Origin of the sequence: Isoptericola sp. NPDC058082 (assembly GCF_042885055.1) — a bacterium.
Classification (GTDB): Bacteria; Actinomycetota; Actinomycetes; order Actinomycetales; family Cellulomonadaceae; genus Isoptericola.
The window spans coordinates 45,689-70,400 of sequence record NZ_JBHVSQ010000016.1 but is presented as its reverse complement, the minus strand read 5'-3'; the positions used below and the strand labels follow the sequence as shown (position 1 = coordinate 70,400).

24 protein-coding genes are annotated in these 24,712 nt (G+C 75.9%); 11 read left to right on the top strand and 13 right to left on the bottom strand.

Annotation, left to right across the window (positions count from 1 at the left end):
* Positions 1-21: 21 nt before the first annotated feature.
* From mutM to coaD, 6 genes are all read right to left on the bottom strand, one after another.
* The gene (mutM, locus tag ACFVS0_RS18080; protein WP_430588731.1) at positions 22-978 is read right to left on the bottom strand and encodes a bifunctional DNA-formamidopyrimidine glycosylase/DNA-(apurinic or apyrimidinic site) lyase; all 957 of its coding nucleotides are present in this window, start codon (positions 976-978) and stop codon (positions 22-24) included.
* On the bottom strand, positions 971-1,726 hold the full coding sequence (gene rnc, locus ACFVS0_RS18075; RefSeq protein ID WP_430588730.1) for a ribonuclease III: 756 nt from the start codon (positions 1,724-1,726) through the stop codon (positions 971-973). The genes mutM and rnc overlap by 8 nt, the downstream gene beginning before the upstream one ends.
* A gap of 1 nt (position 1,727) precedes the next feature.
* Entirely contained in the window at positions 1,728-1,922 is a 195-nt protein-coding gene (gene rpmF / locus ACFVS0_RS18070; RefSeq protein WP_079574722.1) for a 50S ribosomal protein L32, read from the bottom strand.
* Between the two features lie 2 nt (positions 1,923-1,924).
* Positions 1,925-2,437 (bottom strand): YceD family protein, encoded by a 513-nt coding sequence (locus tag ACFVS0_RS18065; RefSeq protein WP_430588729.1) that lies wholly within the window; start codon positions 2,435-2,437, stop codon positions 1,925-1,927.
* A 256-nt stretch (positions 2,438-2,693) separates the two neighbouring features.
* Positions 2,694-3,263, bottom strand: coding sequence for a hypothetical protein (locus tag ACFVS0_RS18060; protein WP_430550198.1), 570 nt, complete (start codon positions 3,261-3,263; stop codon positions 2,694-2,696).
* Positions 3,264-3,325: 62 nt separating this feature from the next.
* On the bottom strand, positions 3,326-3,811 hold the full coding sequence (gene coaD / locus ACFVS0_RS18055; RefSeq protein WP_430550199.1) for a pantetheine-phosphate adenylyltransferase: 486 nt from the start codon (positions 3,809-3,811) through the stop codon (positions 3,326-3,328).
* A gap of 84 nt (positions 3,812-3,895) precedes the next feature.
* Here coaD and ACFVS0_RS18050 point away from each other — a divergent pair, with 84 nt between their 5' ends.
* Complete coding sequence (locus ACFVS0_RS18050) at positions 3,896-4,720, top strand: GNAT family N-acetyltransferase (protein ID WP_430563788.1); 825 nt, start codon at positions 3,896-3,898, stop codon at positions 4,718-4,720.
* Here ACFVS0_RS18050 and rsmD read toward each other — a convergent pair.
* Genes rsmD through ACFVS0_RS18035 form a run of 3 tightly spaced genes read right to left on the bottom strand, consistent with a single transcriptional unit; the run spans position 4,645 to position 9,350 of the window.
* A complete protein-coding gene (gene rsmD / locus ACFVS0_RS18045; protein WP_430588728.1) occupies positions 4,645-5,283 on the bottom strand; it encodes a 16S rRNA (guanine(966)-N(2))-methyltransferase RsmD in 639 nt (212 codons plus the stop codon). The genes ACFVS0_RS18050 and rsmD overlap by 76 nt on opposite strands.
* Before the next feature lie 36 nt (positions 5,284-5,319).
* Positions 5,320-7,575, bottom strand: coding sequence for an ATP-dependent DNA helicase RecG (locus ACFVS0_RS18040; protein ID WP_430588727.1), 2,256 nt, complete (start codon positions 7,573-7,575; stop codon positions 5,320-5,322).
* A complete protein-coding gene (locus ACFVS0_RS18035; protein ID WP_430588726.1) occupies positions 7,572-9,350 on the bottom strand; it encodes a DAK2 domain-containing protein in 1,779 nt (592 codons plus the stop codon). The genes ACFVS0_RS18040 and ACFVS0_RS18035 overlap by 4 nt, the downstream gene beginning before the upstream one ends.
* 157 nt (positions 9,351-9,507) lie before the next feature.
* Between ACFVS0_RS18035 and rpmB the strand changes: the two genes are divergently transcribed.
* On the top strand, positions 9,508-9,699 hold the full coding sequence (rpmB, locus tag ACFVS0_RS18030; protein ID WP_069984843.1) for a 50S ribosomal protein L28: 192 nt from the start codon (positions 9,508-9,510) through the stop codon (positions 9,697-9,699).
* 198 nt (positions 9,700-9,897) lie between these two features.
* Positions 9,898-10,416, top strand: a complete 519-nt coding sequence (locus tag ACFVS0_RS18025; protein WP_430586404.1) for a GNAT family N-acetyltransferase — start codon at positions 9,898-9,900, stop codon at positions 10,414-10,416.
* Positions 10,417-10,431: 15 nt separating this feature from the next.
* Here the strand turns inward: ACFVS0_RS18025 and ACFVS0_RS18020 are convergent, their stop codons facing one another.
* Positions 10,432-11,454, bottom strand: coding sequence for a thiamine-phosphate kinase (locus ACFVS0_RS18020; protein WP_430588725.1), 1,023 nt, complete (start codon positions 11,452-11,454; stop codon positions 10,432-10,434).
* Between the two features lie 52 nt (positions 11,455-11,506).
* Between ACFVS0_RS18020 and ACFVS0_RS18015 the strand changes: the two genes are divergently transcribed.
* Complete coding sequence (locus tag ACFVS0_RS18015; RefSeq protein ID WP_430563783.1) at positions 11,507-12,001, top strand: DUF3515 family protein; 495 nt, start codon at positions 11,507-11,509, stop codon at positions 11,999-12,001.
* Between the two features lie 46 nt (positions 12,002-12,047).
* Positions 12,048-12,461, top strand: a complete 414-nt coding sequence (locus tag ACFVS0_RS18010; RefSeq protein ID WP_430563782.1) for a VOC family protein — start codon at positions 12,048-12,050, stop codon at positions 12,459-12,461.
* A 44-nt stretch (positions 12,462-12,505) separates the two neighbouring features.
* On the opposite strand, the gene ACFVS0_RS18005 is transcribed toward ACFVS0_RS18010, so the two are convergent.
* Together ACFVS0_RS18005 and ACFVS0_RS18000 are read right to left on the bottom strand one after the other, a co-directional pair.
* Entirely contained in the window at positions 12,506-13,684 is a 1,179-nt protein-coding gene (locus ACFVS0_RS18005; RefSeq protein ID WP_430550208.1) for a D-alanine--D-alanine ligase family protein, read from the bottom strand.
* 43 nt (positions 13,685-13,727) lie between these two features.
* Complete coding sequence (locus tag ACFVS0_RS18000) at positions 13,728-15,371, bottom strand: AMP-binding protein (RefSeq protein ID WP_430588724.1); 1,644 nt, start codon at positions 15,369-15,371, stop codon at positions 13,728-13,730.
* Positions 15,372-15,601: 230 nt separating this feature from the next.
* Here ACFVS0_RS18000 and ACFVS0_RS17995 point away from each other — a divergent pair, with 230 nt between their 5' ends.
* Genes ACFVS0_RS17995 through ACFVS0_RS17985 form a run of 3 tightly spaced genes read left to right on the top strand, consistent with a single transcriptional unit; the run spans position 15,602 to position 19,289 of the window.
* Complete coding sequence (locus ACFVS0_RS17995) at positions 15,602-17,014, top strand: hemolysin family protein (protein WP_430588723.1); 1,413 nt, start codon at positions 15,602-15,604, stop codon at positions 17,012-17,014.
* Entirely contained in the window at positions 17,011-18,042 is a 1,032-nt protein-coding gene (locus ACFVS0_RS17990; RefSeq protein WP_430588722.1) for a CNNM domain-containing protein, read from the top strand. Before ACFVS0_RS17995 ends, ACFVS0_RS17990 begins: the two co-directional genes overlap by 4 nt.
* A 26-nt stretch (positions 18,043-18,068) precedes the next feature.
* Positions 18,069-19,289, top strand: a complete 1,221-nt coding sequence (locus ACFVS0_RS17985) for an acyl-CoA dehydrogenase family protein (RefSeq protein ID WP_430588721.1) — start codon at positions 18,069-18,071, stop codon at positions 19,287-19,289.
* A gap of 67 nt (positions 19,290-19,356) precedes the next feature.
* Here ACFVS0_RS17985 and ACFVS0_RS17980 read toward each other — a convergent pair whose 3' ends face one another.
* Positions 19,357-20,316: an aldo/keto reductase gene (locus ACFVS0_RS17980; protein WP_430588720.1), complete on the bottom strand. Its 960-nt coding sequence runs from the start codon at positions 20,314-20,316 to the stop codon at positions 19,357-19,359.
* 57 nt (positions 20,317-20,373) lie between these two features.
* Between ACFVS0_RS17980 and ACFVS0_RS17975 the strand changes: the two genes are divergently transcribed.
* The 3 genes from ACFVS0_RS17975 (at position 20,374) to ACFVS0_RS17965 (ending at position 24,697) form a co-directional block, all read left to right on the top strand.
* Positions 20,374-21,804, top strand: a complete 1,431-nt coding sequence (locus ACFVS0_RS17975) for an MFS transporter (protein ID WP_430588719.1) — start codon at positions 20,374-20,376, stop codon at positions 21,802-21,804.
* Positions 21,801-23,375, top strand: coding sequence for a pyridoxal phosphate-dependent decarboxylase family protein (locus ACFVS0_RS17970; RefSeq protein ID WP_430588718.1), 1,575 nt, complete (start codon positions 21,801-21,803; stop codon positions 23,373-23,375). The genes ACFVS0_RS17975 and ACFVS0_RS17970 overlap by 4 nt, the downstream gene beginning before the upstream one ends.
* Positions 23,376-23,536: 161 nt before the next feature.
* Positions 23,537-24,697 (top strand): trans-sulfuration enzyme family protein, encoded by a 1,161-nt coding sequence (locus ACFVS0_RS17965; RefSeq protein ID WP_430588717.1) that lies wholly within the window; start codon positions 23,537-23,539, stop codon positions 24,695-24,697.
* Positions 24,698-24,712 lie beyond the last annotated feature (15 nt).

Sequence of the window (24,712 nt, the reverse complement as noted above, 5' to 3'; positions counted from 1 at the left end):
GCCGACGCCGTCAGGGGCGCGTCACCAGCGGCCGTTCCGCGGCCGCGGCTGGCAGACGGGGCAGGTGTACGACGAGCGGTTCATGAACGCGTCCCGCCGGATCGGAGCCCCGCAGCGCGGGCAGGGCTCGCCCTCGCGGCCGTAGGCGGCGAGGCCGCGCGCGAAGTAACCGGACTCGCCGTTGACGTTCACGTAGAGCGCGTCGAAGCTCGTCCCGCCCTGCGCCAGGGACTCGTCCATGACCTCGGCGGCGGCGTCGAGGGCGCGGCGCACCTCCACCGGCCGCAGCCGGTCGGTCGCGCGGGCGAAGTGCAGGCGGGCGCGCCACAGGGCCTCGTCGGCGTAGATGTTGCCGACGCCGGACAGCAGCGTCTGGTCCAGCAGCGCACGCTTGAGGCCGGTACGCCGGCGCCGGACCGCGGCCACGACGGCGTCGGCGTCGAACGCGGGGTCCAGCGGGTCGCGGCCGATGTGCGCCACCGGCTCCGGCACGGCCGGTAGGTCGCTGCCGAGCCCGCCCGGGGCGCCGTCGTCCGTCGGCTCCAGGTCGACGACGGACAGGTGGCCGAACGTGCGCTGGTCGACGAAGTCGAGGTACTCCGCCCCGCTCGGGGCACCGGTCAGGTGCAGGCGGGCACGCAGGTGCGGGTGCGCCCAGTCGCCCGCGACGGCGGGGTCGCGCACGAGCAGCTGGCCGGACATGCCGAGGTGCGCGAGCAGCGCGGCCGCCGGGACGTCGTCGGCCGCCGGACCCGACACGCCGGTCCCACCGCCCTCGAGGGGCAGCCAGAGGAACTTGCCGCGCCGCACGGCGGCGGCCAGCCGCCTGCCGCGGAGCTGGTCCGCGAACCCGGCGGGGCCGCCGTCGTGCCGCCGCACGGAGTAGTCGCGGAACACCTCGACGTCGCGCACGACGGCGCCCACGACCAGGCGGTCGAGGCCGTCGCGGACGGTCTCGACCTCGGGGAGCTCAGGCACCGGCGGCGTCGCCCGTCGTGCCGGACGTCGTGCCGGCGCCGGGCACGGGGACCTGCTGCAGGGCGCGGTACGCCTCCTCGGCGGCGGCCTGCTCGGCGTGCTTCTTCGCGGAACCGGTGCCGAGTCCCAGCACCGGGCCGGTGGTCACCTGCGCGTGGAAGACGCGCGCGTGCTCCGGCCCCTCGCCGGTGACCTCGTACACGGGGGCGCCGAAGCCACGTACGGCGGCGGCCTCCTGGAGCGACGTCTTCCAGTCGAGCCCCGCGCCGAGCCCGGCGGCCGCGTCGAGCGTCGTGTCCACGAGGCGGTGCACCAGCTCACGCGCCGGCTCCAGGCCGTGCGACAGGTAGGTGGCGCCGATGAGCGCCTCCACGGTGTCCGACAGGATCGAGTCCTTGTCGAAGCCGCGGGTGCGGAGCTCGCCCTTGCCGAGCAGCACGTAGCCGCCGAGGTCGAGGCGGCGCGCGATCGCGGCCAGCGCGCGCTGGGACACCGTCGCCGCACGCATCTTCGCCAGCTCGCCCTCGGGCTGGTCGGGGTGGCGCCGGTACAGCGCCTCGGTCACGACCAGCCCCAGCACGGTGTCGCCCAGGAACTCGAGCCGCTCGTTGGTCGGGATGCCCCCGGCCTCGTGCGCGAACGACCGGTGCGTCAGGGCAAGCACGAGAAGCTCGGGATCCAGGTGGACCCCGAGCTTCTCGAGAAGAGCGGTCGGCTCCGGCCGGGGCCGGTTGCCGGGTGCAGGCATGTCAGCCCGCGTGCTCGGTGCGCAGCGCCTCGGCGTACTGGCGGCCCTTGTAGGCACCGCAGGTGGGGCACGCGGCGTGGGACAGCTTCTGCCCCTTGCAGCTCGGGCACGTCGTGAGGACCGCCGCGGTGGTCTTCCACTGCGAACGGCGCGCACGGGTGTTGCTGCGCGACATCTTGCGCTTCGGAACAGCCACGGCTAGCTCTCTTTCGTCTCGTCGGACACGCTCGACTCCTCGAGCATGGTCTGCAGCGCCGACCACCGGGGGTCGACAACGTCGTGATGGTGGTCCGGGTCGTCCGCCAGCCGCGCCCCGCAGACGGAGCACAGGCCGGGGCAGTCCGGACGGCACAGCGGTTGAAATGGTAGTGCAGTCACGAGGGAATCCCGAACCGCCGGCTCGATGTCGGCCTGGTCGTCGACCAGGACCGGCTCGTCCTCGGCGTCCTCGTCGCCGGACTCCTCCGCCGCCTGCGCCCTCTCGGGATAGGCGAAGAGCTCCTGCACGCGCACCGTCACCTGCTGGGAGACCGGGTCGAGGCAGCGCACGCACTCCCCCACCGCCGTGCCGCGCACGACGCCGGACACCAGCACCCCCTCCATGACCGACTCGAGCCGGAGGCCCAGGGTGAGGTCGTCGCCCTCGGGCACGCCGATGACGGCGGTCCCCATGTCCGCGGGGGCGGGCACGACGCGCGCGACCTCCTCCATCGAACCGGGTCGCCGAGACAGCTCGTGCGTGTCGAGCACGAGCGGCGAGGGCTTCGCGGTGGCGATGGCAGGCTCCGATGAACAGGGGTGGACCCGACGGGCGGGAAGGGGTTCGGCCCGGACCCGGGCCAGCGACCTAGTCTAGGCCATGCCGGCGCCGTGGTGCAGCACGCCCGCGAGTGACGAGTCTCTCACGCGCTACGAGGCGGCCCCGGCCCGCGATGTGCGTGTCAGGAGCGCGCGTCAGGAGGGCCGGTCAGGAGCGCCTCTCCTGCGGCCAGCGCGGATCGGCGACGGAGTCCCACCGTACCCGCGGCGCGCCCTGCTCGAGGCGCCCGGCCAGCTTCTCCCGGCCGGCACGCACCTGGTTCGACAGGGCGTCGAGGTCCTGCTGGAAGTCCGCGAGGCGCCCGTCGCAGTACGAGTCCGCGTCGGTGCGCAGCGCCGCCGCGCGCGCCTCCGCCTCGGCGACGACCTCGGCCGCGCGCGACTGCGCCTGCACGACGACCTGCTCGGACTGCACCAGCTCGATCGCCCGGGCGCGGGCGGCGGCCACGATCTCCTCCGCCTGGCGGTGCGCGTCGTCCAGGGTGTCGCGGGCGGCCGCGAGCACCTCGTCGGCGCGGGCCACCTGCGTGGGCAGCGCGTCGCGCAGCTCGTCCACGAGCGCCAGCGCCTGGTCGCGGTCCACCTTCACGTTGGTCGACAGCGGCACGGAGCGCGCGTTCTCGACCAGCGCGGCCAGGTCCTCCAAGATGTCCAGCAGCCCGCCGGCCGGGTTGCCCCCCTGGCCGGTCCCGGGAGTGGTCTCGGTCGTCTCGCTCATCCCCTGCTCCTTGGTCCTGCTCGTGGGGCCCTGCTCGTGGGGCCCGGCTCGTCAGCCCCGCGTCATCTGCCGAGGGCTGCTCGCACCGCGTCCGCGACGCCGTCCGGCACCAGGTCGTCGATCGGCCCGCCGTACCGGGCCACGTCCTTGACCAGCGACGACGCGACGTGCGCGTACCGCTGCTCCCCCGGGACGAAGACCGTCTCGATCCCGGTCAGGTGCCGGTTCATGAGGGCCATCGGCAGCTCGGAGTCGAAGTCCGCACCGCCGCGGAGGCCCTTGACCACCGCGACGGCCCCGACCTCCCGGCAGAAGTCCACCAGCAGCCCCGGCACCACCTCGACCCGCACGTCGGCGGTCTCCGGGTCGGCCGCGAGCGCCGTCCGGGCCAGCTCCACCCGCTCCTCGGGGCCGAGCAGCGCGTTCTTGGCGGCGTTGCGGGCCACCCCGACCACCACGACGTCGAACATCCGGCGCGTGCGCCGCACGATGTCGAGGTGGCCGAGCGTGATCGGGTCGAACGACCCGGGGCAGACGGCGATGCTCACGCCGTCACGCTAGTACAGCGGCGTCGCGATCCCCGGGAGCCCGGTCGGGGTGCCGTCACCCCGCGACGGGGACACCCTGAGGGCATGACCGACGACGCCGCGCCCCACCCGTCGCCCGCGGAGCCGACCGTGGTGCCGCTGACCGAACCGGCACAGCTCGACTCGCTGTGGCGGCACGTCCTGGCGCCGTCCTTCCCGCCCGACGAGCTCACGTCGTCCGACGACCTGCGGGCCGGCCTCGCCGCGGGCGGGCTCACGGCCTACGGCGTGGAGCAGGACGGGACGGTCGTCGCCGGGATCGTGGCCTCGTGGTCGCGGGCCACGCAGGTGCTGCTCGTGGACTACCTCGCGCTGGCGCCCGGTCACCGTGGCGGAGGCCTCGGCGGTCGGCTCCTCGACCGGTCGCTCGCCGGGTGGCGCGAGGAGCTGCACCCCGTGCTCGTGCTGGCGGAGGTCGAGCACCCCGGCCACCACGCGCCCCACCCGAGCCACGGGGACCCGGCGGCGCGCCTGCGCTTCTACACGCGGCACGGGGCGCGCGTGCTCGCCGTGCCCTACTTCCAGCCGGGCATCGGCGGCCCGGGGTCGCCGCGGGTCCCCGCGATGCTGCTGATGGCGCTCGGGACGGGCCCGGGCGCCGACTCGGTGCCGGCCGCCGCCGTGCGCGGCTTCCTCCTGGAGCACCTGCGCGAGTGCGAGGGCACCGTGCCGGGCGACCCGGCGGTCCGGCGGCTGCTCGAGGCGGCGGCCGGGGAGACCGTGCCGCTCGTCGACGCGGCCGACGCGGAGGCCCTGGCCGCCGTGCCCGTCGCCGTCCTCGAGGGGGCGGAGCGCTACGCCCCGCCGGCCCCCGCGCCCTCCGACCCGACCGGGTCCGAAGCGTCGGAGGGGTCGGACGGCTCGGCGTAGTGCACCGCCGTCTCCCCGTAGTCCTTGCGGGCGAGCACCTCCAGACCCGTGGGCCAGGCCGGCTCGGGGCTACGGGTGGACCGCTCCACCACGACGACGGCGCCCGCGGCCAGCACCCCGGGTGCGGCCAGGTGGGTCAGGACCGTCGCGAGCGCGTCCTCGGCCAGGTCGTAGGGCGGGTCGAGGAGGACGACGTCGAACCCGGTCGCCGCGCCCGTCCCGGCCTTGCGTGCGGCGACGCCGGCGGCGAACCGTTCCGCGGAGTCGGCGACGACCCGCACCTCGCGCTGCAGGCCCAGGGTCGCCACGTTGCGGCGGGCGACGTCCGCCGCCCGCCGGTTCGCGTCCACCAGCACGACGTCGGCGGCGCCGCGGCTCAAGGCCTCGAGGCCGAGCGCTCCGGAGCCCGCGTACAGGTCGAGCACCCGCGCGCCGTCCAGCACGTCGAGGTGGTCCAGCCGGGAGAAGATCGCCTCGCGGACCCGGTCGCTGGTGGGTCGCGTGCCCTTCGGCGGCACCTGCAGCGAGCGCCCGCCGAACCGGCCGGCCACGATCCTCGTCATGGCGCCGAGCCTAACCAGTCGACACCAGTCGACCGGTCAGGCCCGTTCGAGGAACTCCTCCTGCTCGTCGTCCAGCTGCGCCGCGATCGCCGCACGCAGCTCGGGGCGCTCACCGAGCTCGAGGTCGGCGTCGACGACGGCGGTGGCCTCCCGCCGCGCGTCGGCGATGAGGTCGGCGTCCTGCACGACGCGCAGCAGGCGCAGCGAGCTGGAGCGGCCGGACTGGGCCGCGCCGAGCACGTCGCCCTCGGAGCGCAGCTCGAGGTCCAGGGTGGCGAGCCGGAAACCGTCGGTCGTCTCCGCGAGCGCCTCGACCCGGGTCGCCGCGGGCGTGCCGGGCTGCGCCGTCGAGACCAGGAGGCACAGCCCCGGCGCGGAGCCGCGCCCGACCCGGCCGCGCAGCTGGTGGAGCTGGGACAGGCCGAACCGGTCGGCGTCGAAGACGACCATCACCGTGGCCTCGGGCACGTCCACGCCGACCTCGATCACGGTGGTGGAGACCAGCACCTGCAGCTCGCCGGCCGCGAACCGGGCCATCGCGGACTCCTTGTCCGCGGGCGCCATCTGGCCGTGCAGCACGCCGACGTCGAGGCCGTCGAGCGCCGGCGTCTCGCGTAGCATGTCCGCCACCTCGAGCACGGCGCGCAGCGCCGGACGCTCGTCGGCCGCCCCGTCGCCGTCCATGAGCTCGAGGAGGTCCGGGACGTCGTCGAAGTCCTTCGCCGCTGCCCCGCCGCCGGCGGGGAGGTCCTCGTCGGGGTGGATCCGCGGGCACACGACGTACGCGCGGTGCCCCTTGTCGACCTCCTCGCGCACACGCGACCAGGTGCGCTCCATCCACCGCGGGTTGCCGGCGGGGACCACGTGCGAGGTGATGCCGGCGCGCCCGGCGGGCACCTGCGTGAGCGACGACGTCTCGAGGTCGCCGAACACCGTCATCGCGACCGTGCGCGGGATGGGCGTGGCCGTCATGACGAGCACGTGCGGCGCCACGCGCCCCTTGGCGCGCAGCGCGTCGCGCTGCTCGACGCCGAACCGGTGCTGCTCGTCGACGACGACGAGACCCAGGTCGGCGAACTGCACCTGGTCGCCCAGCAGGGCGTGCGTGCCCACGACGATCCCCGCCTCCCCGCTCGCGGCCTGCAGCAGCGCCTCCTTGCGGGCGGCAGCGCCGAGCGATCCGGTGAGCAGGGCGACCCTGGTGCCGTGCGCGGCCCCGCCGAGCAGCCCGCCCTCGGCGAGCGGCCCGAGGAGGGCGCGCAGGGTGCGGGCGTGCTGCGCCGCGAGCACCTCCGTGGGCGCCAGGAGCGCGGCCTGGCCGCCGGCGTCGACCACCTGCAGCATCGCCCGGAGCGCCACGACCGTCTTGCCGGAGCCCACCTCGCCCTGCAGCAGCCGCTGCATCGGGCGGGCCTGCGCGAGCTCCTGCGCGAGGTCCTCGCCCACCGCGCGCTGCCCGCCCGTCAGCGTGAAGGGCAGTCCCGCCTCGAAGTCGGCGAGCAGGCTCGGCTCCCCGGGCCCCCGCGGCGGGCGGGCCGTGGCCTCCTGCTCGGCGGCGTGCGCCCGGCGCTGCGCGAGCGCCGCCTGCAGCACGAAGGCCTCCTCGAAGCGGAAGCGGTGGCGTGCCTGCTGCCAGGAGGGCTGGTCGACGGGGTGGTGGATCGCGCGCAGGGCGTCGAGCCGGCTCGGCAGCCCGTGCCGGGCACGGACCTCGTCGGGAACCGGGTCCTCGACGTCCGCCTCGGTGAGCGGGTCGAGGACCGTGCGCACGGCCCGCTGGATGCGCCAGGAGGGCACGGACGACGACGCGGGGTAGATGGGGATGGGTCGGCTGGCCTCGAACATCGCCTCCTCGGCGTCGTCCGCGTCCACGCCCACGAGGACGTAGTCCGGGTGGGTGAGCTGGCGGGTGCCCCGGTACTCGCTCACCACCCCCGTGAACAGCCCCACGCGCCCCGGTCGCAGCTTGTCCTCGTGCGGCCGCAGCGCGCCGGCACGCTTGGCGAAGAACGTCAGCGCCAGCTCGTGCCGGCCGTCCGTGACGACCGCCGACAGCATGGCGCCCGCGCGCGAGCGCATGGTCCGGACGGTCGCCCGCGCGACCCGCGCCATCACGGTGACGTGCTCGCCGAGCGCCAGCCGGTCCATGTCCGTGAGCGTGCCGGGGTCGCCGTACCGGCGCGGGTAGTGCCGCAGCAGGTCCCCGACGGTGACGAGGCCCAGCTTGGCCAGCGGGCCCGCGCTGCGGGCCCCCAGCACCTTGGTCAGCGCCTCGCCCTCGCGCCCGGTCACGCGGGTCCCTCCGCCGCGTCGACGGCGAGCGGCTCGACGCCGATCGCCACGTGGTCCCCGGGGCGACCGGTGCGCATGACGACGACGTCCGCGCCGTCGGACACGGCCGCGGCCCGCGACGCGAGCACCTCGACGGTGGCGTCAGGGACGTCGTCGTCGGGCAGCAGGGTGACGATCGCGATCGGCGAACCCGCCACGAGCCGCTTGACGATGGCGCCGACCGTGACGGCCGGGCCGCCGCCGACGCGCAGCCCCGCGACCACCGCACCGACGGCGTCGGGGACGCCCGCGTCCTGCTCGCGCGGGTCGTCGAGCGTCGCGGCCAGCGCGGACATCCCCGCCACGACGTGCACGTCGCCGGGCGCGACGACCCGCACGATCTCGGGTGTCGCCTCGGGCCCGTCCGCGGCGCCCGCTCCCGGGCCCACGGGGTCGGGCTGCAGCGCCTCGGGCGCGAGGACGAGCACCCGCGGGGCCCCCGCCCCGACCGCCGCGGCGACGAGGTCCGCCGCGGTCGGGGGGACGTCGAGGTCGAGGACCACGACGGCGCCGCCGCGCGCGAGCTCGGCGGCCAGCGCCGGCGCGGCCGTCGTGACGACCACCGCCCACCGGTCGGGCGGGACCGCGAGGTGGCGCACCGACACCCGCGACACCGCGCCCCGCGACGCCCAGCGCCGTGCCACGCCGAGCGCCGCGTCGAGGTCCGCGGTGTGCACGTGGGCCTGCCAGAGCGAGCGGTCGACGTCGTCCGCACCGGTGCCGTCCTCGGCGCCGCCCACGACGACGACCGAGCTCCCGACGTCGTCCAGGTCGGCGCGCAACGCGTCGGCCACCGCACCGGGGCTGAAGTCGGCGGCGGACGCCGACCGTTCCAGCAGGAACATGAGCTCGACGTCGTCGGTCGCGACGCCGCCGTGCTCGTGGGGATGCTCGTGGGGATGCTCGTGGGGATGCCCGTGCGACCGCCCGTGCCCACCCTCGGCCCCACCCGCGGGCAGGGCACCGCCGGGGCCCGTGCCCCGGCCGGTGCGCGACCCGTCGTCTCCCTCGGCGGCCTCGCCGGCGGAGGGCGCCGCGTGTCCTCGCAGGTCGATGTCCAGCAGCACGGGGCCGATGCTGCCGTCCGCCTCCGACACTCCCTCGGCGGCCGCCCGCTGCGCCGCCGCCAGGGACCGCAGCACCAGCACGAGCCCGCAGGCGCCGGCGTCGAGCACGCCGGCGGCACGCAACGGTTCCAGCGCCCCCACGCTGCGCAGGGCCGCCTCCCGCGCGCCGCGGCAGGCGGCGTCGGTCGTGGACAGCCGCGCCGCCGCTCCGGCGGGACCGACCATCCCGCCGGCCTCGGCGTGCCGGGCCGCGGCCGCGGCGGACTCCGCCGCCGTGAGGATGGTGCCGGGCGCGGGGTGCGCGACGGCGTGGCGCGCGGTCCGGGCAGCGACGTCGAGCGCGATGGCGAGGCTGTCGCCACGCGTCGCGGCGACGGTGAGACCGCGCAACCACTCGCTGAGGATCACCCCGGAGTTCCCCCGTGCGCCGCGCAGGGCCGCCCGCGCGGCCAGCCGCAGCAGGCGCGCCCCGCCGGCGTCCGCGGGCGCGGCGTGGACGGCCGCCGCGGCGTCGCGGATCGTGAGGTACATGTTGGTGCCGGTGTCGCCGTCGGCCACGGGGAAGACGTTCACGCGGTCGATCTCGGCGCGGGCCTCGGCCAGGGCCCGGGCGGCCGTGCTCACCCAGGCACGGACGACGGAGGCGTCGAGGAGCTCGGGCTGTTGCACGCCCCCACGGTAGCGGTGAGACACCACACGTTGAGGGGCACTCCTCCGATCGGCTATCCTCGTGTGGTTGCCCGGCCTGTTCCGGGCTCCCCCAACCACCAAGCTTCACGTCCTGCTGCCCTGGCGCGGGTCGTGTCACGACGATTCAGGAGAGACCGTGGCTGCCAACTGCGACGTCTGCGGCAAGGGCCCGGGCTTCGGGCACAGCATCTCGCACTCCCACATCCGCACGAAGCGCCGCTGGAACCCGAACATCCAGCGCGTCCGTGCCGTGGTCGCGGGCACCCCCAAGCGTGTGAACGTCTGCACCTCCTGCCTCAAGGCGGGCAAGGTCACGCGCCAGGCCTGAGCCTGCGCACCGGGCACACCCCGGTGCTTCGACGCTTTCGCGAGACGCCCGTCGGGATCTTCCCGGCGGGCGTCTCGTCGTCCCCTCGTGCACCCGGCGTCCCCGCGCGCTCGTCGCCCGCGGACACCGGCAAAGAATTCGTGAAGGATTCACCAAACGGCCTTGGCCGAGGCGGCGACGACGTGGCACTCTGAGCAGATGATCGTGCAGACCGACAGCGACGTGGAGATCCGGCCCGCCGCGGTGACCGACGCCGGGCGGATCGCCCAGGTGCACCTCACCTCGTGGAAGGGCGCCTACGCCAGCGTGCTGCCGGCCGAGTACCTCGACTCCCTCGACGCGACCGAGCGGGCCGCCCAGTGGCAGCAGATCCTCGACGAGGGCACCCGCACCACGCTCGTCGCCGAGGGCGACGGCCGCCTCCTGGGTTTCGCGAGCTACGGCCCGTCGCGCGACGAGGACGCCGAGGACGGCGACCTCGAGCTCTACGCGATCTATCTCGACCCCGAGTCCTGGGGCCGCGGCGTCGCCCGCGACCTGATGCGCACCGTCCTCGCCGACGTCCCCGACGGCGTGCCGATGTCGCTGTGGGTGCTCGCGCAGAACGAGCGCGCACGCCACTTCTACCGCCGCCACGGCTTCCAGGCGGACGGCGTCGAGCGCATGGACGACATCGGCGACACCCCGGTCACCGAGGTGCGCTACCGCCGCGGCTGAGCGACCCCCGCGCGGTCACCCGCCGAAGTGGTCCCACCCGCCGCGCGCGGCGGGCTCCGCACCGTCCACGGTGACGACGGCGGGTCCCTGCCGCACCTGCCCCACGCGGCGGAAGCCCTCCGGCAGCGCGACGCCCGGCGGGAACGCGGCGAGCAGGCCGTGGTCCTCTCCCCCGGTGAGCGCCCATCCCCGCGCGGCGTCCCGAGCGGCCTCCGGGTCGAGCCCCAGCCCCCGGGCGGCGGGCAGCAGCCGCTCGACGTCGATCGCCAGCGCGCCCGCCTCGACGTCCACGCCGACGCCGCTCGCGCGCGCCATCCGGCCCGCGTCGCGCAGCAGCCCGTCCGAGACGTCCAGCATCGCGGTGGCCCCGCCCCGGGCCGCCGCCGGACCGGCCGCGAGCGGCGCCCCCGGGCGCAGGTAGCCGGCCACGCAGGCACCGACCCCCGCCGCGCCGTCGACGGTCGTCGCGTCCGCGGGGGTCGCCGCGCCGGCGTCGAGCAGCGCGAGGCCTGCCGCCGAGAGCCCGCGGTGCCCGGCGTAGGCCAGCACGTCGCCCGGCCGCGCACCGGCCCGCGTCACGGGCGCACGCGCCTCCAGGTCGCCGTGCGCGGTGACCGCCACGACCACGGTCTCGCCGCCCGACAGGTCCCCGCCCACGACGCCCGCCCCGACCGGCGCGGACACGTCCGCCAGGCCGCGGGCGAGCCCGGTCACCCAGTCGACCGGCAGGTCTCCCGGGACCACGAGCGACACGACCAGGGAGGTCGGGCGCGCGCCCATCGCCGCGACGTCCGCGAGGTTGGCCGTCGCGGCCCGCGCCCCGACGTCGTACCCGCCCGACCAGCGCCGGCGGAAGTGCCGGTCCTCGACGAGCACGTCCGTCGTGACCACGAACCGCGCGTCCGGGGCCGCGACCACCGCCGCGTCGTCCCCCGGGCCGAGCAGGGTCGCCGCCGCCGCGGGCAGCAGCGGGAAGATCCGCGCGAGCAGGTCCTCCTCGGACAGGTCGCGCACGAGGGGTCGGGTGGCGTCGGTCACGGGACGACTGTAGGCGGTCGGCGGGCACGTCCCGCCCGGTAGCGTGGTCGCCGTGCCCCGTCGTGCCCGTGCCCTGATGTCGTCCCGCGCCGCTGCCCGCGCCGTCGCGCTGGGCGTCCTCGTCCTCCCGTTGGCTGCCTGCGCCACCACGATCGGCGCGACGCCCGCCGAGGACGCCGCCAACCCGGACTGCGCGCCCGTCATGCTCGCGCTGCCCGACGTGCTCGCGGGCGACCTCGACAAGGCGAAGACCAACGCCCAGGCCACCGCCGCCTGGGGCGAGCCCGGGGCCGCCGTGACGCTGCGCTGCGGCGTCACCCCGCCCGGACCCTCTCCCGACTGCCAGCGCGTCGAGTCCCCGGCGGGCGCCGTCGACTGGATCGTCGAGGCCGGCGAGGACGGGACGTGGCGGTTCACCACCTACGGTCGCGAGCCCGCCGTCGAGGTCGTCGTGCCCCCGTCGGTCACCGAGGACCACTCGACGTCGTTCGTCGGCGATCTCGCCCAGGCCGTGAGCAACGTGCCGCCGACCGCGCAGTGCACCTGACGCGACTGCCGAGGCGCGGACCGACCGCCCGTGGCACGGTGACGGGATGGACCAGCGCCTGAGCCTCGTCACCCTCGTCGTCGCCGACCTCGCCGCCACGCGGCGCTTCTACGTGGACGGCCTCGGCTGGGAGCCGCTGATGGAGGCGCCCGGCGAGGTGCTGATGTTCCAGGTCGGGCAGCACGTCGTGCTGTCGCTCTGGGACGAGGGGCACGCCACGGAGGAGATCGGGCCGGTGGTGCGCGGCGGCACCGCGCCGCTGACCCTGGCGCACAACGTCGGCACGCCGGCCGACGTGGACGCCGTCCTGGCGCACGCCCGCCGGGCCGGCGCCGCGACGGTCCGCGACGGCGTGCAGCGCGAGTGGGGCGGCTACTCGGGCTACTTCACCGACCCCGACGGGTTCCTGTGGGAGGTCGCGCACGCCCCGGGCCCGCTCGGCGAGCTCGTGGTGCCCTGAGGCTCGCCGACCTCCTGCACTTCCCCGTTCAGCCACGCCGCCGTTCAGCGCAGGCCGGTGGGGCGCTCCAGGGCGAGCTGGATGAGCTCGTCGACGAGCTCGGGGTAGCTCACGCCCGACGCCTCCCACATGCGCGGGTACATCGAGAAGGGCGTGAACCCGGGCATGGTGTTGATCTCGTTGACGATCACGCGCTCGTCGGGGGTGACGAAGACGTCCACGCGGGACAGGCCCTCGGCCTCCACCGCCTCGAACGTGCGCACCGCGACCTCGCGGATCTCGTCGATGACGGCCTGCGGCAGCTCGGCCGGGCAGCGCAGGTCGACGTGCGCCTCGTCGAGGTACTTCGCCTCGAAGTCGTAGAACGCGTGGCTGTCGTGGTCGACGACGATCTCGCCGGGCAGCGACGCCCGCGCCCGCGCGCCGTCGTGCCCGCCGAGCACGGCGCACTCGATCTCGCGGCCGTCGATCCCTGCCTCGACGACCACCTTGGGGTCGTGCTCGCGCGCGGCGTCGACGGCGGCGGGCAGGTCGGCCAGGTCGTCCACGCGCGTGATGCCGAGCGACGACCCCGCGCGGGCGGGCTTGACGAACAGCGGCAGGCCGAGCGGCTCGACGGCGGCGACGCACGCGGCGCGGTCCCGCTCCCACTCCCGCGGCCGGATCACGACGTACGGGCCGACGGCGAGGCCCTGGCCGGCGAGCACGAGCTTCATGAAGTGCTTGTCCATGCCGACCGCCGAGGCGAGCACGCCCGCGCCGACGTAGTGCACGTCCGACAGCTCCAGCAGGCCCTGCACCGTGCCGTCCTCGCCGAACGGCCCGTGCAGCAGCGGGAAGACGACGTCGACCTCGCCGAGCAGCGCGGGCACCTGGCCCGGCTCCAGCACGCGCAGGGTGCGCTCGCCCTGGGTGAGCGACAGCACGACCTCGGCGCCCGAGTCGGCGGTCACCTCCGGCAGCCGGCCGTCGGTGATCTGCCACCGCTCCGGGTCGTCGGCGGCGATCACCCAGCGCCCCTCGCGCGTGATGCCCACGGGCACGACGTCGTAGCGGTCGCGGTCGATCGCGCGCAGCACGCCGGCCGCGGTGGACGCGGAGATGGCGTGCTCGCCCGAGCGACCGCCGAACAGCACGGCGACGCGGGTCTTGCGCGGGGCACCGTCGCCCGCGGGCGGGACGGCAGGAACGGGGCTCGTGGGAGCGGCGGTGGCGTCGGACATCGCCGCCCAACCTACCGGACCCGGACCCGCCGTCCCCACCACCTCAGCGGGCGCGCAGCTCCTTGCGCAGGATCTTCCCCGCCGCGGACTTCGGGACCGCGTCGACGAACTCCACGACCCGCACCTTCTTGTACGGGGCGACGTGCTCGGCGACGAAGGCCTGCACGTCGCCGCCGTCGAGCCTGCTGCCCTCGGCCCGCACGACGAACGCCTTCGGCACCTCCCCCGACTCCGGGTCCGGCACGCCGATCACGGCCGCGTCCGCGATCTCGGGGTGCGTGAGCAGCAGCGCCTCCAGCTCGGCGGGCGCCACCTGGTACCCCTTGTGCTTGATGAGCTCCTTGAGGCGGTCGACCACCGTGAACGCGCCGTCCGCGTCGACCGTCACGATGTCGCCGGTGTGCAGGAAGCCGTCGGGCTCGAGCGTGTCCCGGGTGGCCTGCTCGTCGGCGAGGTAGCCGACCATGACGTTCGGACCGGAGCACAGCAGCTCGCCGGGCGCGCTGACGCCGACCTCGGGCAGCGCGATCGCCTCGCCCGTCGCCGGGTCGACGACCTTGGCCAGCATGTTGGGCACCAGCAGGCCGACGGTGCCCGGGGAGATGTCGGTGCGGTCGACGGGCACGACGTGCGAGACCGGCGACATCTCGGACATCCCGTACCCCTGCAGCACCCGGGCGCCCGGCAGGCGGCGGCCCACCGCCTCGGCCAGGTGCTCGTCGAACGGGGCCGCCCCCGACATGAGGATCCGCACGCTGGACAGGTCCCGGCCGGCGGCCGCCGGGTGCTTGGCGAGCGCCAGCGCGATGGGCGGCGCGACGAACAGCACGGTGGCCCGGTGCTGCTCGACGACGCGCAGGTACTCGGCGAGGTCGAACCGCGGCAGGGTGACGAGCGCCGAGCGCTGGTAGATCGCGCCGTTCATGAGCACCGTCATGCCGTAGATGTGGAAGAACGGCAGGACCGCGGGGACGACGTCGTCAGGTGCGAGGGGCAGGTACGCCTCCGTCTGCACCACGTTCGCCACGAGGTTGCGGTGGGTCAGCATCACGCCCTTCGGCAGCCCCGTCGTGCCCGACGAGTAGGGCAGGACGGCGAGGTGCGTGCGGGGGTCGAACGCGACGTCGGGCGCGGCGTGGCCGCCCGCGAGGAGCTCCCCGAGCGACGGGTGGCCGTCCGCGCCGTCGAGCACGACGACGTCGGCGGCCGCCATCCCTACGGCGTCGGCGCCGGCCTCGGCCGCCGGCAGCAGGGCCGAGACGGTCACGAGCGCCCTCGCCCCGGACGACCCGAGCTGTTTGGCGACCTCGCGCCCCGACGCGAGCGCGTTGATCGTGGTCACCGTGATGCCGGCCCGCAGCAGCCCGTGGAAGACGGCGACGAAGGCGGGCACGTTGGGGCTGTGCAGGGCCACCACGTCCCCGACGCCCAGGCCCCGGGCGGCGAACGCCCCGGCGATCGCCCCCACGCGGTCGCGCAGCTCCCCGTAGGTGATCCTGCCGCCGCTCGGGCCGTCGACCAGCGCGACCCGGTCGACGTCCGCGGCGGCGAGGGACGCGAAGAGGAAGTCGTAGAGGCTGACGTCGGGGATCTCGACGTCGGCGTGCGGGCTGCGGATGACGGAACGGTCGGTGCTGCTGGTGTCGGCGCTGCGGCCGACGGCGGTGTCGGCGCTGGTCTCGGACATGGCGGTCCCTTCGTGCGGCACGGTCCTCGTCGACCGTGTGCACGGGAGCGTAGCGCCGGGAACCGATGGCGCGGGAGCGTCGTTGGGGCGATCGTGGACATCACGAACGACTCGAACGCCATCGCGGCGCCCCCGGCCGAGGATCAGGCCGCGCCCGCCGACGACCCCAGTCATAGTCCGGGCTCCCCGCAGCCCTCGACTCCTGCCGACCCTGAGGCGGTGCGCCCCCGGTGACCGCCGTCCTCTCCCTCCTCCTCGGCATCCTGGTGATCCTCGTGATCACGGCGGCGACGGCCTACTTCGTCGCCCAGGAGTTCGCCTACATGACCGTGGACCGCTCCCGGCTCGCCGCCCGCGCGGAGGCCGGTGACGCGACCGCGAAGCGCGCCCTCGCCGTCACGCGCCGCACGTCCTTCGTCCTCTCGGGCGCCCAGCTCGGCATCACCGTGACCGGCCTGCTGGTCGGCTACGTCGCCGAGCCCCTGGTGGGCGACGCGCTGGGCACGATGCTCGGCGGCGTCGGCGTCCCGACCGGGGTCGGCGTGGCCGTCGGCACGGTGGCGGCGCTCGCCGTCTCGACGCTGGTGCAGATGCTGTTCGGCGAGCTGTTCCCGAAGAACCTCGCCATCGCCCGGCCGGAGCCCACGGCCCTGCGCCTGGCCGGCTCGACGACGGCGTACCTCACGGTCCTCGGCTGGCTCATCGCGATCTTCGACAAGGCGTCGAACGCGCTGCTGCGCGTGCTGAAGATCGAGCCGGTGCACGACGTCGAGCACTCCGCCACCGCCCGCGACCTCGAGCACATCGTGGCCGACTCGCGCGAGAGCGGCGACCTCCCCGACGACCTGTCGGTGCTGATCGACCGCATCCTCGACTTCCCGCAGCACGACGTCGAGCACGCCATGATCCCGCGCTCGCGCGTCGGCACCGTCGACCCTGCCCTCACCGTGGGCGAGCTGCGCACGCTCATGTCCGGCGGCCACTCCCGCTACCCGGTGGTGGACGCCGAGGACCGCGCGCTCGGCGTCGTCCAGCTCACCGACCTGCTGCGCACCGGCCTCGACGACGCCGCTCCCGTCACCGACCTCATGCGGCCGGTCACCGTGCTGCCCACCCTCATGGCGCTGCCGGACGCCCTCACCGAGCTGACGCGCACCCGCAACCAGCTCGCCGTCGTCGTCGACGAGTACGGCGGCCTCGCGGGCGTGCTCACCCTCGAGGACCTCGCCGAGGAGCTCGTCGGCGAGATCACCGACGAGCACGACCCGGACCTGCCGGTCACCGTGGCGCACGAGGACGACGGCGCCTGGGTGATGGGCGGCGACGTCCACCTGGACGAGGCGGAGCGCGCCATCGGGCACGACCTGCCGCGCGGCGACCACGAGACGGTCGCCGGGCTGCTCATCGCGCAGACGGGCGCGCTGCCCCGCGCGGGAGACGCGGTGAGGGTCGACCTCCCGCCGGACCCGGCGGACCTGGTGCACGACGAACCCCGCCGCCGATGGCTCGAGGTCGACGTGATCTCGGTCGAGCGGCACGTGCCCCACCTGGTGCGCGTGCGGCTGTTCGAGGGCACCGCGGAGGGCACGGTCGGGCCCGCCCCGGACGCCACGCCCGACCTCGCGAAGGAGGACGACCGATGAGCAACCCCTGGGTCGTCGTCGTCGCGACCGTCGTGATCATCGCGCTCAGCGCGTTCTTCGTGGCCGTGGAGTTCGCCCTGCTCGGGGCGCGCCGCCACCGGCTGGAGGACGCCGCCCCGCGCAGCCGGTCCGCCCGGGCCGCGCTGCGCAGCTCGTCCGAGCTCACGCTGCTGCTCGCCGGGTCGCAGCTCGGCATCACCGCCTGCACCCTGGCGCTCGGCGCCGTGACCAAGCCGGCGGTCCACCACTGGCTCACGCCGCTGTTCGCGGCGTGGGGCGCGCCGTACTGGGTGGCCGACGTCGCGGGCTTCGTGCTCGCGCTGATCCTCGTGACGTTCCTGCACCTCGTGGTGGGCGAGATGGCGCCCAAGTCGTGGGCCATCGCGCACCCGGAGGCGTCCGCGACGCTCCTCGCCCTGCCGATGCGGGCGTTCATGTGGGTCACCCGGCCCGTGCTGCGCTGGCTCAACGCGCTGGCCAACCAGTGCCTGCGTGCCGTCGGCGTGGAGCCGGTGGACCACATCGAGGCGGGTCACGACCCGGCCACCCTGCGGCACCTCGTGGAGCACTCCGTGAACGTCGGCGCGCTCGACGCCACGTACTCCACGCAGATCGCCGGGGCGCTCGAGCTCGAGACCCTCACCGTCGACGCGCTGGTGCCGGCGGGGGCACGCCCCACCTCTGTCGCCGCGGACGCCACGGCCTCCGACGTGCGCGCCGCGTCCGTGGCGTCCGGCCACCTGCGCATCCTGCTGCGCGACGGCGGTGCCGAGGGTGAGGTGGCCGGCGTCGTGCACGTGCGCGACACCCTGCTGCTCGACGACGGCGCCCCCGTGGCACCCGTGGCGCGCGCGCCGTTCGTGCTCGACGCGGCGACCACCGTGCACGCGGCGATCTCGCTGCTGCGCGAGGCGGGAGAGCAGCTCGCGCTGGTGCGGCGCGACGGGCGCACGCTCGGCGTCGTCACGCTGGCGGACGTGCTGCACCGTTTGCTGCCGCAGGGGCAGGAGGCGACGGCGGACGTCTGAGCCAGGGCGCGGCGTACGGTGAGGTCATGCCTGTGACCTCGCCGGACGCCGCGCCGTCGTCCTTCCCCTCGCCGCTCTCCGCCCCGCGCCAGATCCTCACCGACGAGCTGCTGGAGACGATCCGCGGCCGTGCGGCGGCGTACGACCGCGAGAACGCGTTCTTCGCCGACGACCTCGCCGACCTCAAGGCGGCGGGGTACCTGCAGGCGATGGTCCCGCAGCACCTGGGGGGCGCCGGCCTGACCCTGCGCGAGGCCGCGCGCGAGCAGGCCCGGCTCGCCGGCGCGGCGCCCGCCACGGCCCTGGCGGTGAACATGCACCACGTGTGGGTGGGCGTCGCCCGGTTCCTGCACGAGCGCGGCGACTCCTCCCTCGACTGGCTGCTCGAGGAGACGGCGCACGGCGAGGTCTTCGGCTTCGGCTACTCCGAGGCGGGCAACGACCTGGTGCTGCTCGGCTCGCGCACCGAGGCCCGCCCCGACGGCGACGGCGGGTACTCCTTCCACGGCACGAAGATCTTCACGTCCAACTCCCCCGGCTGGACGCGTCTCGGTGTCATGGGCCTGGACGACGCGACCGACCCCGACGACCCGCGCATCGTGCACGCGTTCGTCACCCGTGACGGCGGCGGCTTCGAGATCAAGGACGACTGGGACACGCTCGGCATGCGGGCGTCGCAGTCCTGCACCACCGTGCTCGACGGCGCCCACGCCCCCGCCGACCGCGTGCTGCGGCGCATCGAGCCCGGCCCCAGCCTCGACCCGTACGTGCTGGGGATCTTCACCAGCTTCGAGATCCTGCTCGCGAGCGTCTACCTGGGGATCGCCGACCGCGCGCTGGCGCTCGCCGTCGAGACGGTCGGGAAGCGGCGCTCGATGAAGACCGGCAAGGCGTACTCGCAGGACCCGGACATCCGCTGGCGCATCGGCACCGCCGCCCTCGCGCTGGACGGCCTGTGGCCGCAGCTCGACCTCGTGGCGGGGGAGGTCGACGCCCAGGTCGACGTGCGGTCCGGGTCAGGTGCCGGCTTCTTCCGCTCGACGGCGGGGCTCAAGGTGCGCGTGACGGAGACGGCCCGCCAGGTGGTGGACGAGGCGATCCGTTGCTCCGGCGGGTCCACGTACTTCAACCGCTCCGAGCTCGGCCGGCTCTACCGCGACGTGCTCGCCGGCATCTTCCACCCGTCCGACGACGAGTCCGCCCACTCGACCGTCGCGCAGGCCGTGCTCGGCCCCCTCGAGGACTGACGACCGCCCGAGCCGTCAGGACCACGTGCGCGGAAACGTGCGCCTGGCCCTGACGGCTCCGGACGGTTCAGGCGGAGGCGCCGTCCAGCCGGGCGAGCTCGTCGGGGGTGAGCTCCAGCGTCATCGAGCGCAGCAGGGCGCCGAGCTGGCCCGTGTGCCGGGCGCTGGCGATAGGCGCGACGACGGTCGGCTGCGCGCGCAGCCAGGCCAGCGCGACGGACGCGACGGGCGCGTCGTGGGCGGCGGCGACGTCGTCGAGCGCGGCCAGCACGCGCCGCCCGCGGTCGTCGAGGTAGCGCGCGGCGCCCTGGGCACGGGGGCTGTCGGGTGCCTCGCCGTCGCGGTAGGTGCCGGCGAGGAAGCCGGAGGCGAGCGCGTAGTACGGCAGCACCCCGAGCGCGTGGCGCTCGGCGGCCTGGCGCAGCCCGTCCTCGAAGCCGCGCTCCACGAGGTTGTAGTGCGGCTGCAGGGCCACGGGACGGCGCAGGCCCGCCGCGTCGACGGCGGCGAACCACTCGTCGATCCGCCCCGGCGTGTAGTTGGAGACGCCGATCTCGCGCACGAGGCCGTCGTCGACGAGGGCGGAGAACGCCGCCGCCGTCTCCTCGATCGGGGTGTCGGCGTCGTCGAAGTGGGCGTAGTACAGGTCGATGCGGTCGGTGCCCAGGCGCTTCAGCGACGCCTCCGCCGCGGCCCGGACGTTCGCCGCCGCCAGCCCGCGGAACTGCGGGTGCGCGGAGACCTTGGTCGCGACCAGCACGTCGTCGCGCCGGCCCGTGCGCGCGAGCCAGCGGCCGATCGTCGCCTCGCTCTCGCCCCCGGAGTTGCCCGGCACCCAGGCGGAGTACCCGTCGGCGGTGTCGAGCATGCGCCCACCGGCGTCGGCGAACGCGTCGAGGACCGCGAAGGACGCGGCGTCGTCGGCCGTCCAGCCGAACACGTTGCCGCCGAGCACCAGCGGCGCTCCGGCGAGGTCGAGGGAGCCGAGCGCGAGGCCGGCCGGGGCAGAGTTCGTCGCCTGGGTCACAGTGGGCACAAGGACGGCGGGCCCCGCGGCATTCCCGGACCGCTACGATCCCGCGTCATGACGCTGCGCAGGGGCACGGTCGCCCGGTACGCCGTCGGGTCCGTCGGCACCGGCGGGTTCGCGACGCTCCCCGGCCTGGTGCTGGTCTTCTACCTCACGGACACCCTCGGCGTCGCGGCCGGGCTCGCCGGTCTGCTCGTCACCGCGGCGAAGGTGTGGGACGTCGTCATCGACCCGCTGATCGGCGCGGCCAGCGACCGCGAGCGCGCCCGCACCGGGCGCCGCCGGCGCCTCATGGTCGTGGGCGGCCTCGCCCTGCCGGTGTTCTTCACCCTGACGTTCGCCGTGCCGGCCGGCCTCGCCCCGGCGGGAGCGGCGACCTGGGTGCTCCTCGCCTTCCTCGCGGCGGCGACGGCGTTCAGCCTGTTCCAGGTGCCGTACATCGCCCTGCCCGCCGAGCTCGCCGGCACCTACGACGCCCGCACGCGCCTGCTCACCGCGCGGGTCGTGGTGCTCACCGCAGCGATCCTGCTGTTCGGCGGCGGCGGGCCCGCGCTGCGGGGCCTCGGGGGCGACGACGAGCGGCTCGGGTACCTGCTGATGGCGGTGGCCGCGTCGCTGGTGCTCGGGGCGGCGCTGCTCGTGGCGTCGACGGTCGAGCGCTCCGCGGGACCGCCCGCCCCGCCGCGGCCGGTCCCGGCCCGCCCCCGGCTCGCCGCGCACTACCGCGAGGGGCTCGGGCTGCTGCGCTCGAGCCGCCCGTTCCGCACCCTGCTCGGCGCCTTCGTGCTGCAGGCGCTCGCCACCGGCGCCATGCTCGCGGGCGCCCAGTACGTCGCGACCTGGGTCCAGGACGACACGGCCGCGGTGACGTTCCTGTTCGTCGCCCTCGTGGGGCCGGCGCTCGTCGTGACACCCGCGTGGGGCGTGCTCGCCCGTCGCACCGGCAAGGAGCGCGCGTTCCGCCTGGCGTCGGTGCTGTTCGCCGTCGCGGCGCTCGCGCTGCTGCCCCTCGCCTGGGCGCCCGGTGCCTGGGTGTACGCACCCGTGGCCCTCGCCGGCGCGGCGTACGCGGGCATGCAGTCGCTGCCGATGGCGATGCTGCCCGACGTCATCGCGCACGACGCCCGCGTGACGCGGACCGACCGTGCCGGCGCGTTCGGCGGCATCTGGACCGCGGGCGAGACCACCGGCATGGCCCTCGGCACCACCCTGCTGACCGTGGTGCTCGCCGTCACCGGCTACGTGGAGTCCACCGGCGCTCAGGCCGTCGACCAGCCGCCCGCCGCCGTGCTCGGCATCGTCGCGTCGTTCAGCCTCCTGCCCGCGCTGCTCGTGGTCGCCAGCCTCGTGCCCCTCGGCCGCTACCCGTTGCGCCGGCGCGACATCGACGCGCACGACGACGCGCCCGACAGCGCGCCCGACCCCGCCGCCCCCGACCCCACCCGGGCCGACGCCCCCTCTCCCCGTCCCCAGGAGGCCCCGTGAACCGCCCCGCCCTGCCCGCCGACGCGCGCGACGATCCGTTCGACCTGGCCCAGGACCCCGCCGCCGTGCTCGCGGCGCTGGCCGCCCTGCGCCACCGCGACGCGCCCACCCACGGCGGCCGGGTGCTCAGCTACGTGTACGACCCAGGCGTCCCCGAGCTGGACGCGCTCGCCGGCGACGCGGCGCGCGCGATGCAGCCCGTCAACGGCCTCGACCCCACGACGTTCGGCTCGGTGGCCGCCCTGGAGCGCGACGTCGTCGCGTTCGCGCGCGACCTGCTCGGCGGCGACGCGGACACCGTCGGCAGCGTGACGAGCGGCGGCACGGAGAGCTGCCTGCTCGCGGTGCAGTCCGCGCGGGACACCTGGCTCGCCGCCCGCGGTCTGCGGCCGGGCGAGGCACGCCCCCGGCTCGTCGCCCCGGTCACGGTGCACGCCGCGTTCCACAAGGCCGCCCATCTCTACGGGCTGGAGCTCGACCTCGTGCACGTCGCCGCCGACGGCCCGACGGCGGGCGCCGTCGACGCCGCGACGCTCGGCGCGCGCCTGACCGGCGGCCCCGCGGGCGCGGCCGACGTCGCGCTCGTCGTCGTCTCCGCGCCGTCCTACCCGCACGCCGCCGCCGACCCGGTGGCCGACGTCGCGGCGCTCGCCGCCGACCACGGCGTGCCGCTGCACGTGGACGCGTGCATCGGCGGCTTCGCCCTGCCCTTCTGGCCCGGGCTACCCGCCTGGGACCTGCGCGTGCCCGGCGTGACCAGCGTGAGCGCCGACCTGCACAAGTACGCGTTCGCCCCCAAGGGCGCGTCCGTGCTGCTGCACCGCGACCGCGACCGCCAGCGGGCGCAGTACTTCGCCACCACCCGGTGGCCCGGCTACCCCGTCGTCAACCCGACGCTGCTGGGCTCGCGCTCGGGCGGCCCGCTCGCCGCCGCGTGGGCGATCCTCCAGGCCCTCGGTACGGACGGGCTCGCGACGCTCGCCGGCCGCGCCCGGCGTGCCACCCTCGCGCTGCGCGACGCCGTCGACGGTCCGGCCGGGATCGACGGGCTTTGCGTCGTCGGCTCGCCCGTCGGCCCGCTGCTGGCCGTGGCCGCCGACGCCGCGGTGCCCGCGGACCGGCGCGTCGACCCGCACGTGTGGGCCGACGCCGTGGCGCGCCGCGGCTGGGTCCTCCAGGCGCAGCCCGGCCTCGACCAGGCCGACGGCACGCGGCTGCCGCACACCACGCACCTCACCGTCACCCCCGTCACCGAGGGCGTGCTGGACGAGCTGGTGCCGGTGCTGCACGCCGCCGCCGACGAGGTGCGCGGGCGGCCGCGGCCCGACGCCGGCGCGCTGCTCGGTGCCCTCCCGCCCCTCGACCCCACCGCGACCCTCGACTCCGCGACGGCCGCGGCGCTCCTGGACGGGATCGGGCTGGGCACGGTCGGCGGCGACCCCGACGCGGCGCCGGGCGTCGGGCCCATGGCGCCGCTGCTCGCGCTCGTCGAGGCGCTGCCCGCGCCGCTGGTCGAGCGGCTGCTGGTCGAGCTGCTGGCCCGCCTCGTCGAGCCGCGCGCCGCCGTCTGACCTGCGTTGTCAGGACGAGCGCGCGGTATGCCGTGCGCTCATCCTGACAACTCGCGTGACTCAGGGCGGTCAGGGCGCGCGCCGGGTATACCGCGCGCTCGTCCTGACAGGTCGGTGGGACGGCGCGTCGCCGGCCGGGTGCCCCGTCGTACCCTGCGGCCATGACGCACGACCCGCACGGACCGCAGGTGCCGCTGTCCCCCGCCACCCTCGCCGTCACGGCCGGCCGGCCGCCCCGCGTCCAGGGCGGGCCGGTGAACCCGCCGGTCGTGCTGAGCTCCACCTACGTCAACCAGGGCGTGACCGGCCCCGGCGAGCTGCTGTACACGCGGATGGACACCGAGACGTGGCACCCGTTCGAGGACGCCCTCGCCGCGCTGGAGGGCGCCCCGCACGGCGTCGTGTTCGGCTCGGGCATGGCGGCCGTGATCGCGGCCGTCGGCGACGTGCCCGACGGCGGCGCGGTCGTGGTGCCGCGGCACGCCTACCAGGTGTCGCTGGGCTACCTCGACGACCTCGCCGCTCGGCACGGCGTCGACGTGCGCCGCGTCGACGTCGCCGACACCGCGCAGGTGGTCGCGGCGCTCGACGGCGCCGACGTGCTCCTCGCCGAGTCGCCGACCAACCCCATGCTCGAGGTCGCGGACCTGCCCGCGATCCTCACGGCCGCTCGCGAGCGCGGCGTGCGCACCGTCGTCGACAACACGTTCGCGACGCCGCTCGGCCAGCGCCCGCTGGACCTCGGCGCGGACGTCGTCGTGCACTCGGTGACCAAGTACCTGGCGGGCCACTCCGACGTCGTGCTCGGCGCCGCCGTCACCCGCGACGACGAGATCGCCGCCGGCCTGCGCGCGTACCGGACGCTGCACGGCGCCATCCCCGGACCGATGGAGGTGTGGCTGGCGCTGCGCGGCCTGCGGACGCTGCACCTGCGCGTGGAGCGGGCGAGCGCGTCGGCGGCGGAGCTCGCCCGACGCCTCGCGGCGCACCCCGGCGTGGCCGAGGTGCGGCACCCGTCGCTGCCCGGCTACCCCGGCCACGAGCGCGCCGCCGGCCTCATGAACGGCTTCGGCGCGATCCTCGGCGTCCGCCCGCACGGCGGACCCGCCGCCGCCGACGCCGTGGTCGCCGCCGTGCGGCTCTGGGTGCCCGCCACGTCGCTCGGCGGCGTCGAGTCCACGCTGGAGCGGCGGCGGCGGTTCGCGACCGAGTCCCCGACCGTGCCCGAGGACCTGCTGCGCCTGTCCGTGGGCGTCGAGGACGTCGAGGACCTCTGGGCGGACCTCGACCAGGCCCTGCGCTCCGGCGCCGGCCGCGGCTGACCGCGCCCGGGTCGG

Coding starts and splice junctions, on each gene's coding strand:
- rnc (WP_430588730.1), bottom strand. CDS start 1,726: ATGCCTGCACCCGGCAACCGGCCCCGGCCGGAGCCGACCGCTCTTCTC.
- ACFVS0_RS18065 (WP_430588729.1), bottom strand. CDS start 2,437: ATGGAGGAGGTCGCGCGCGTCGTGCCCGCCCCCGCGGACATGGGGACC.
- ACFVS0_RS18060 (WP_430550198.1), bottom strand. CDS start 3,263: ATGAGCGAGACGACCGAGACCACTCCCGGGACCGGCCAGGGGGGCAAC.
- ACFVS0_RS18050 (WP_430563788.1), top strand. CDS start 3,896: ATGACCGACGACGCCGCGCCCCACCCGTCGCCCGCGGAGCCGACCGTG.
- rsmD (WP_430588728.1), bottom strand. CDS start 5,283: ATGACGAGGATCGTGGCCGGCCGGTTCGGCGGGCGCTCGCTGCAGGTG.
- ACFVS0_RS18025 (WP_430586404.1), top strand. CDS start 9,898: ATGATCGTGCAGACCGACAGCGACGTGGAGATCCGGCCCGCCGCGGTG.
- ACFVS0_RS18010 (WP_430563782.1), top strand. CDS start 12,048: ATGGACCAGCGCCTGAGCCTCGTCACCCTCGTCGTCGCCGACCTCGCC.
- ACFVS0_RS18005 (WP_430550208.1), bottom strand. CDS start 13,684: ATGTCCGACGCCACCGCCGCTCCCACGAGCCCCGTTCCTGCCGTCCCG.
- ACFVS0_RS18000 (WP_430588724.1), bottom strand. CDS start 15,371: ATGTCCGAGACCAGCGCCGACACCGCCGTCGGCCGCAGCGCCGACACC.
- ACFVS0_RS17990 (WP_430588722.1), top strand. CDS start 17,011: ATGAGCAACCCCTGGGTCGTCGTCGTCGCGACCGTCGTGATCATCGCG.
- ACFVS0_RS17985 (WP_430588721.1), top strand. CDS start 18,069: ATGCCTGTGACCTCGCCGGACGCCGCGCCGTCGTCCTTCCCCTCGCCG.
- ACFVS0_RS17975 (WP_430588719.1), top strand. CDS start 20,374: ATGACGCTGCGCAGGGGCACGGTCGCCCGGTACGCCGTCGGGTCCGTC.
- ACFVS0_RS17965 (WP_430588717.1), top strand. CDS start 23,537: ATGACGCACGACCCGCACGGACCGCAGGTGCCGCTGTCCCCCGCCACC.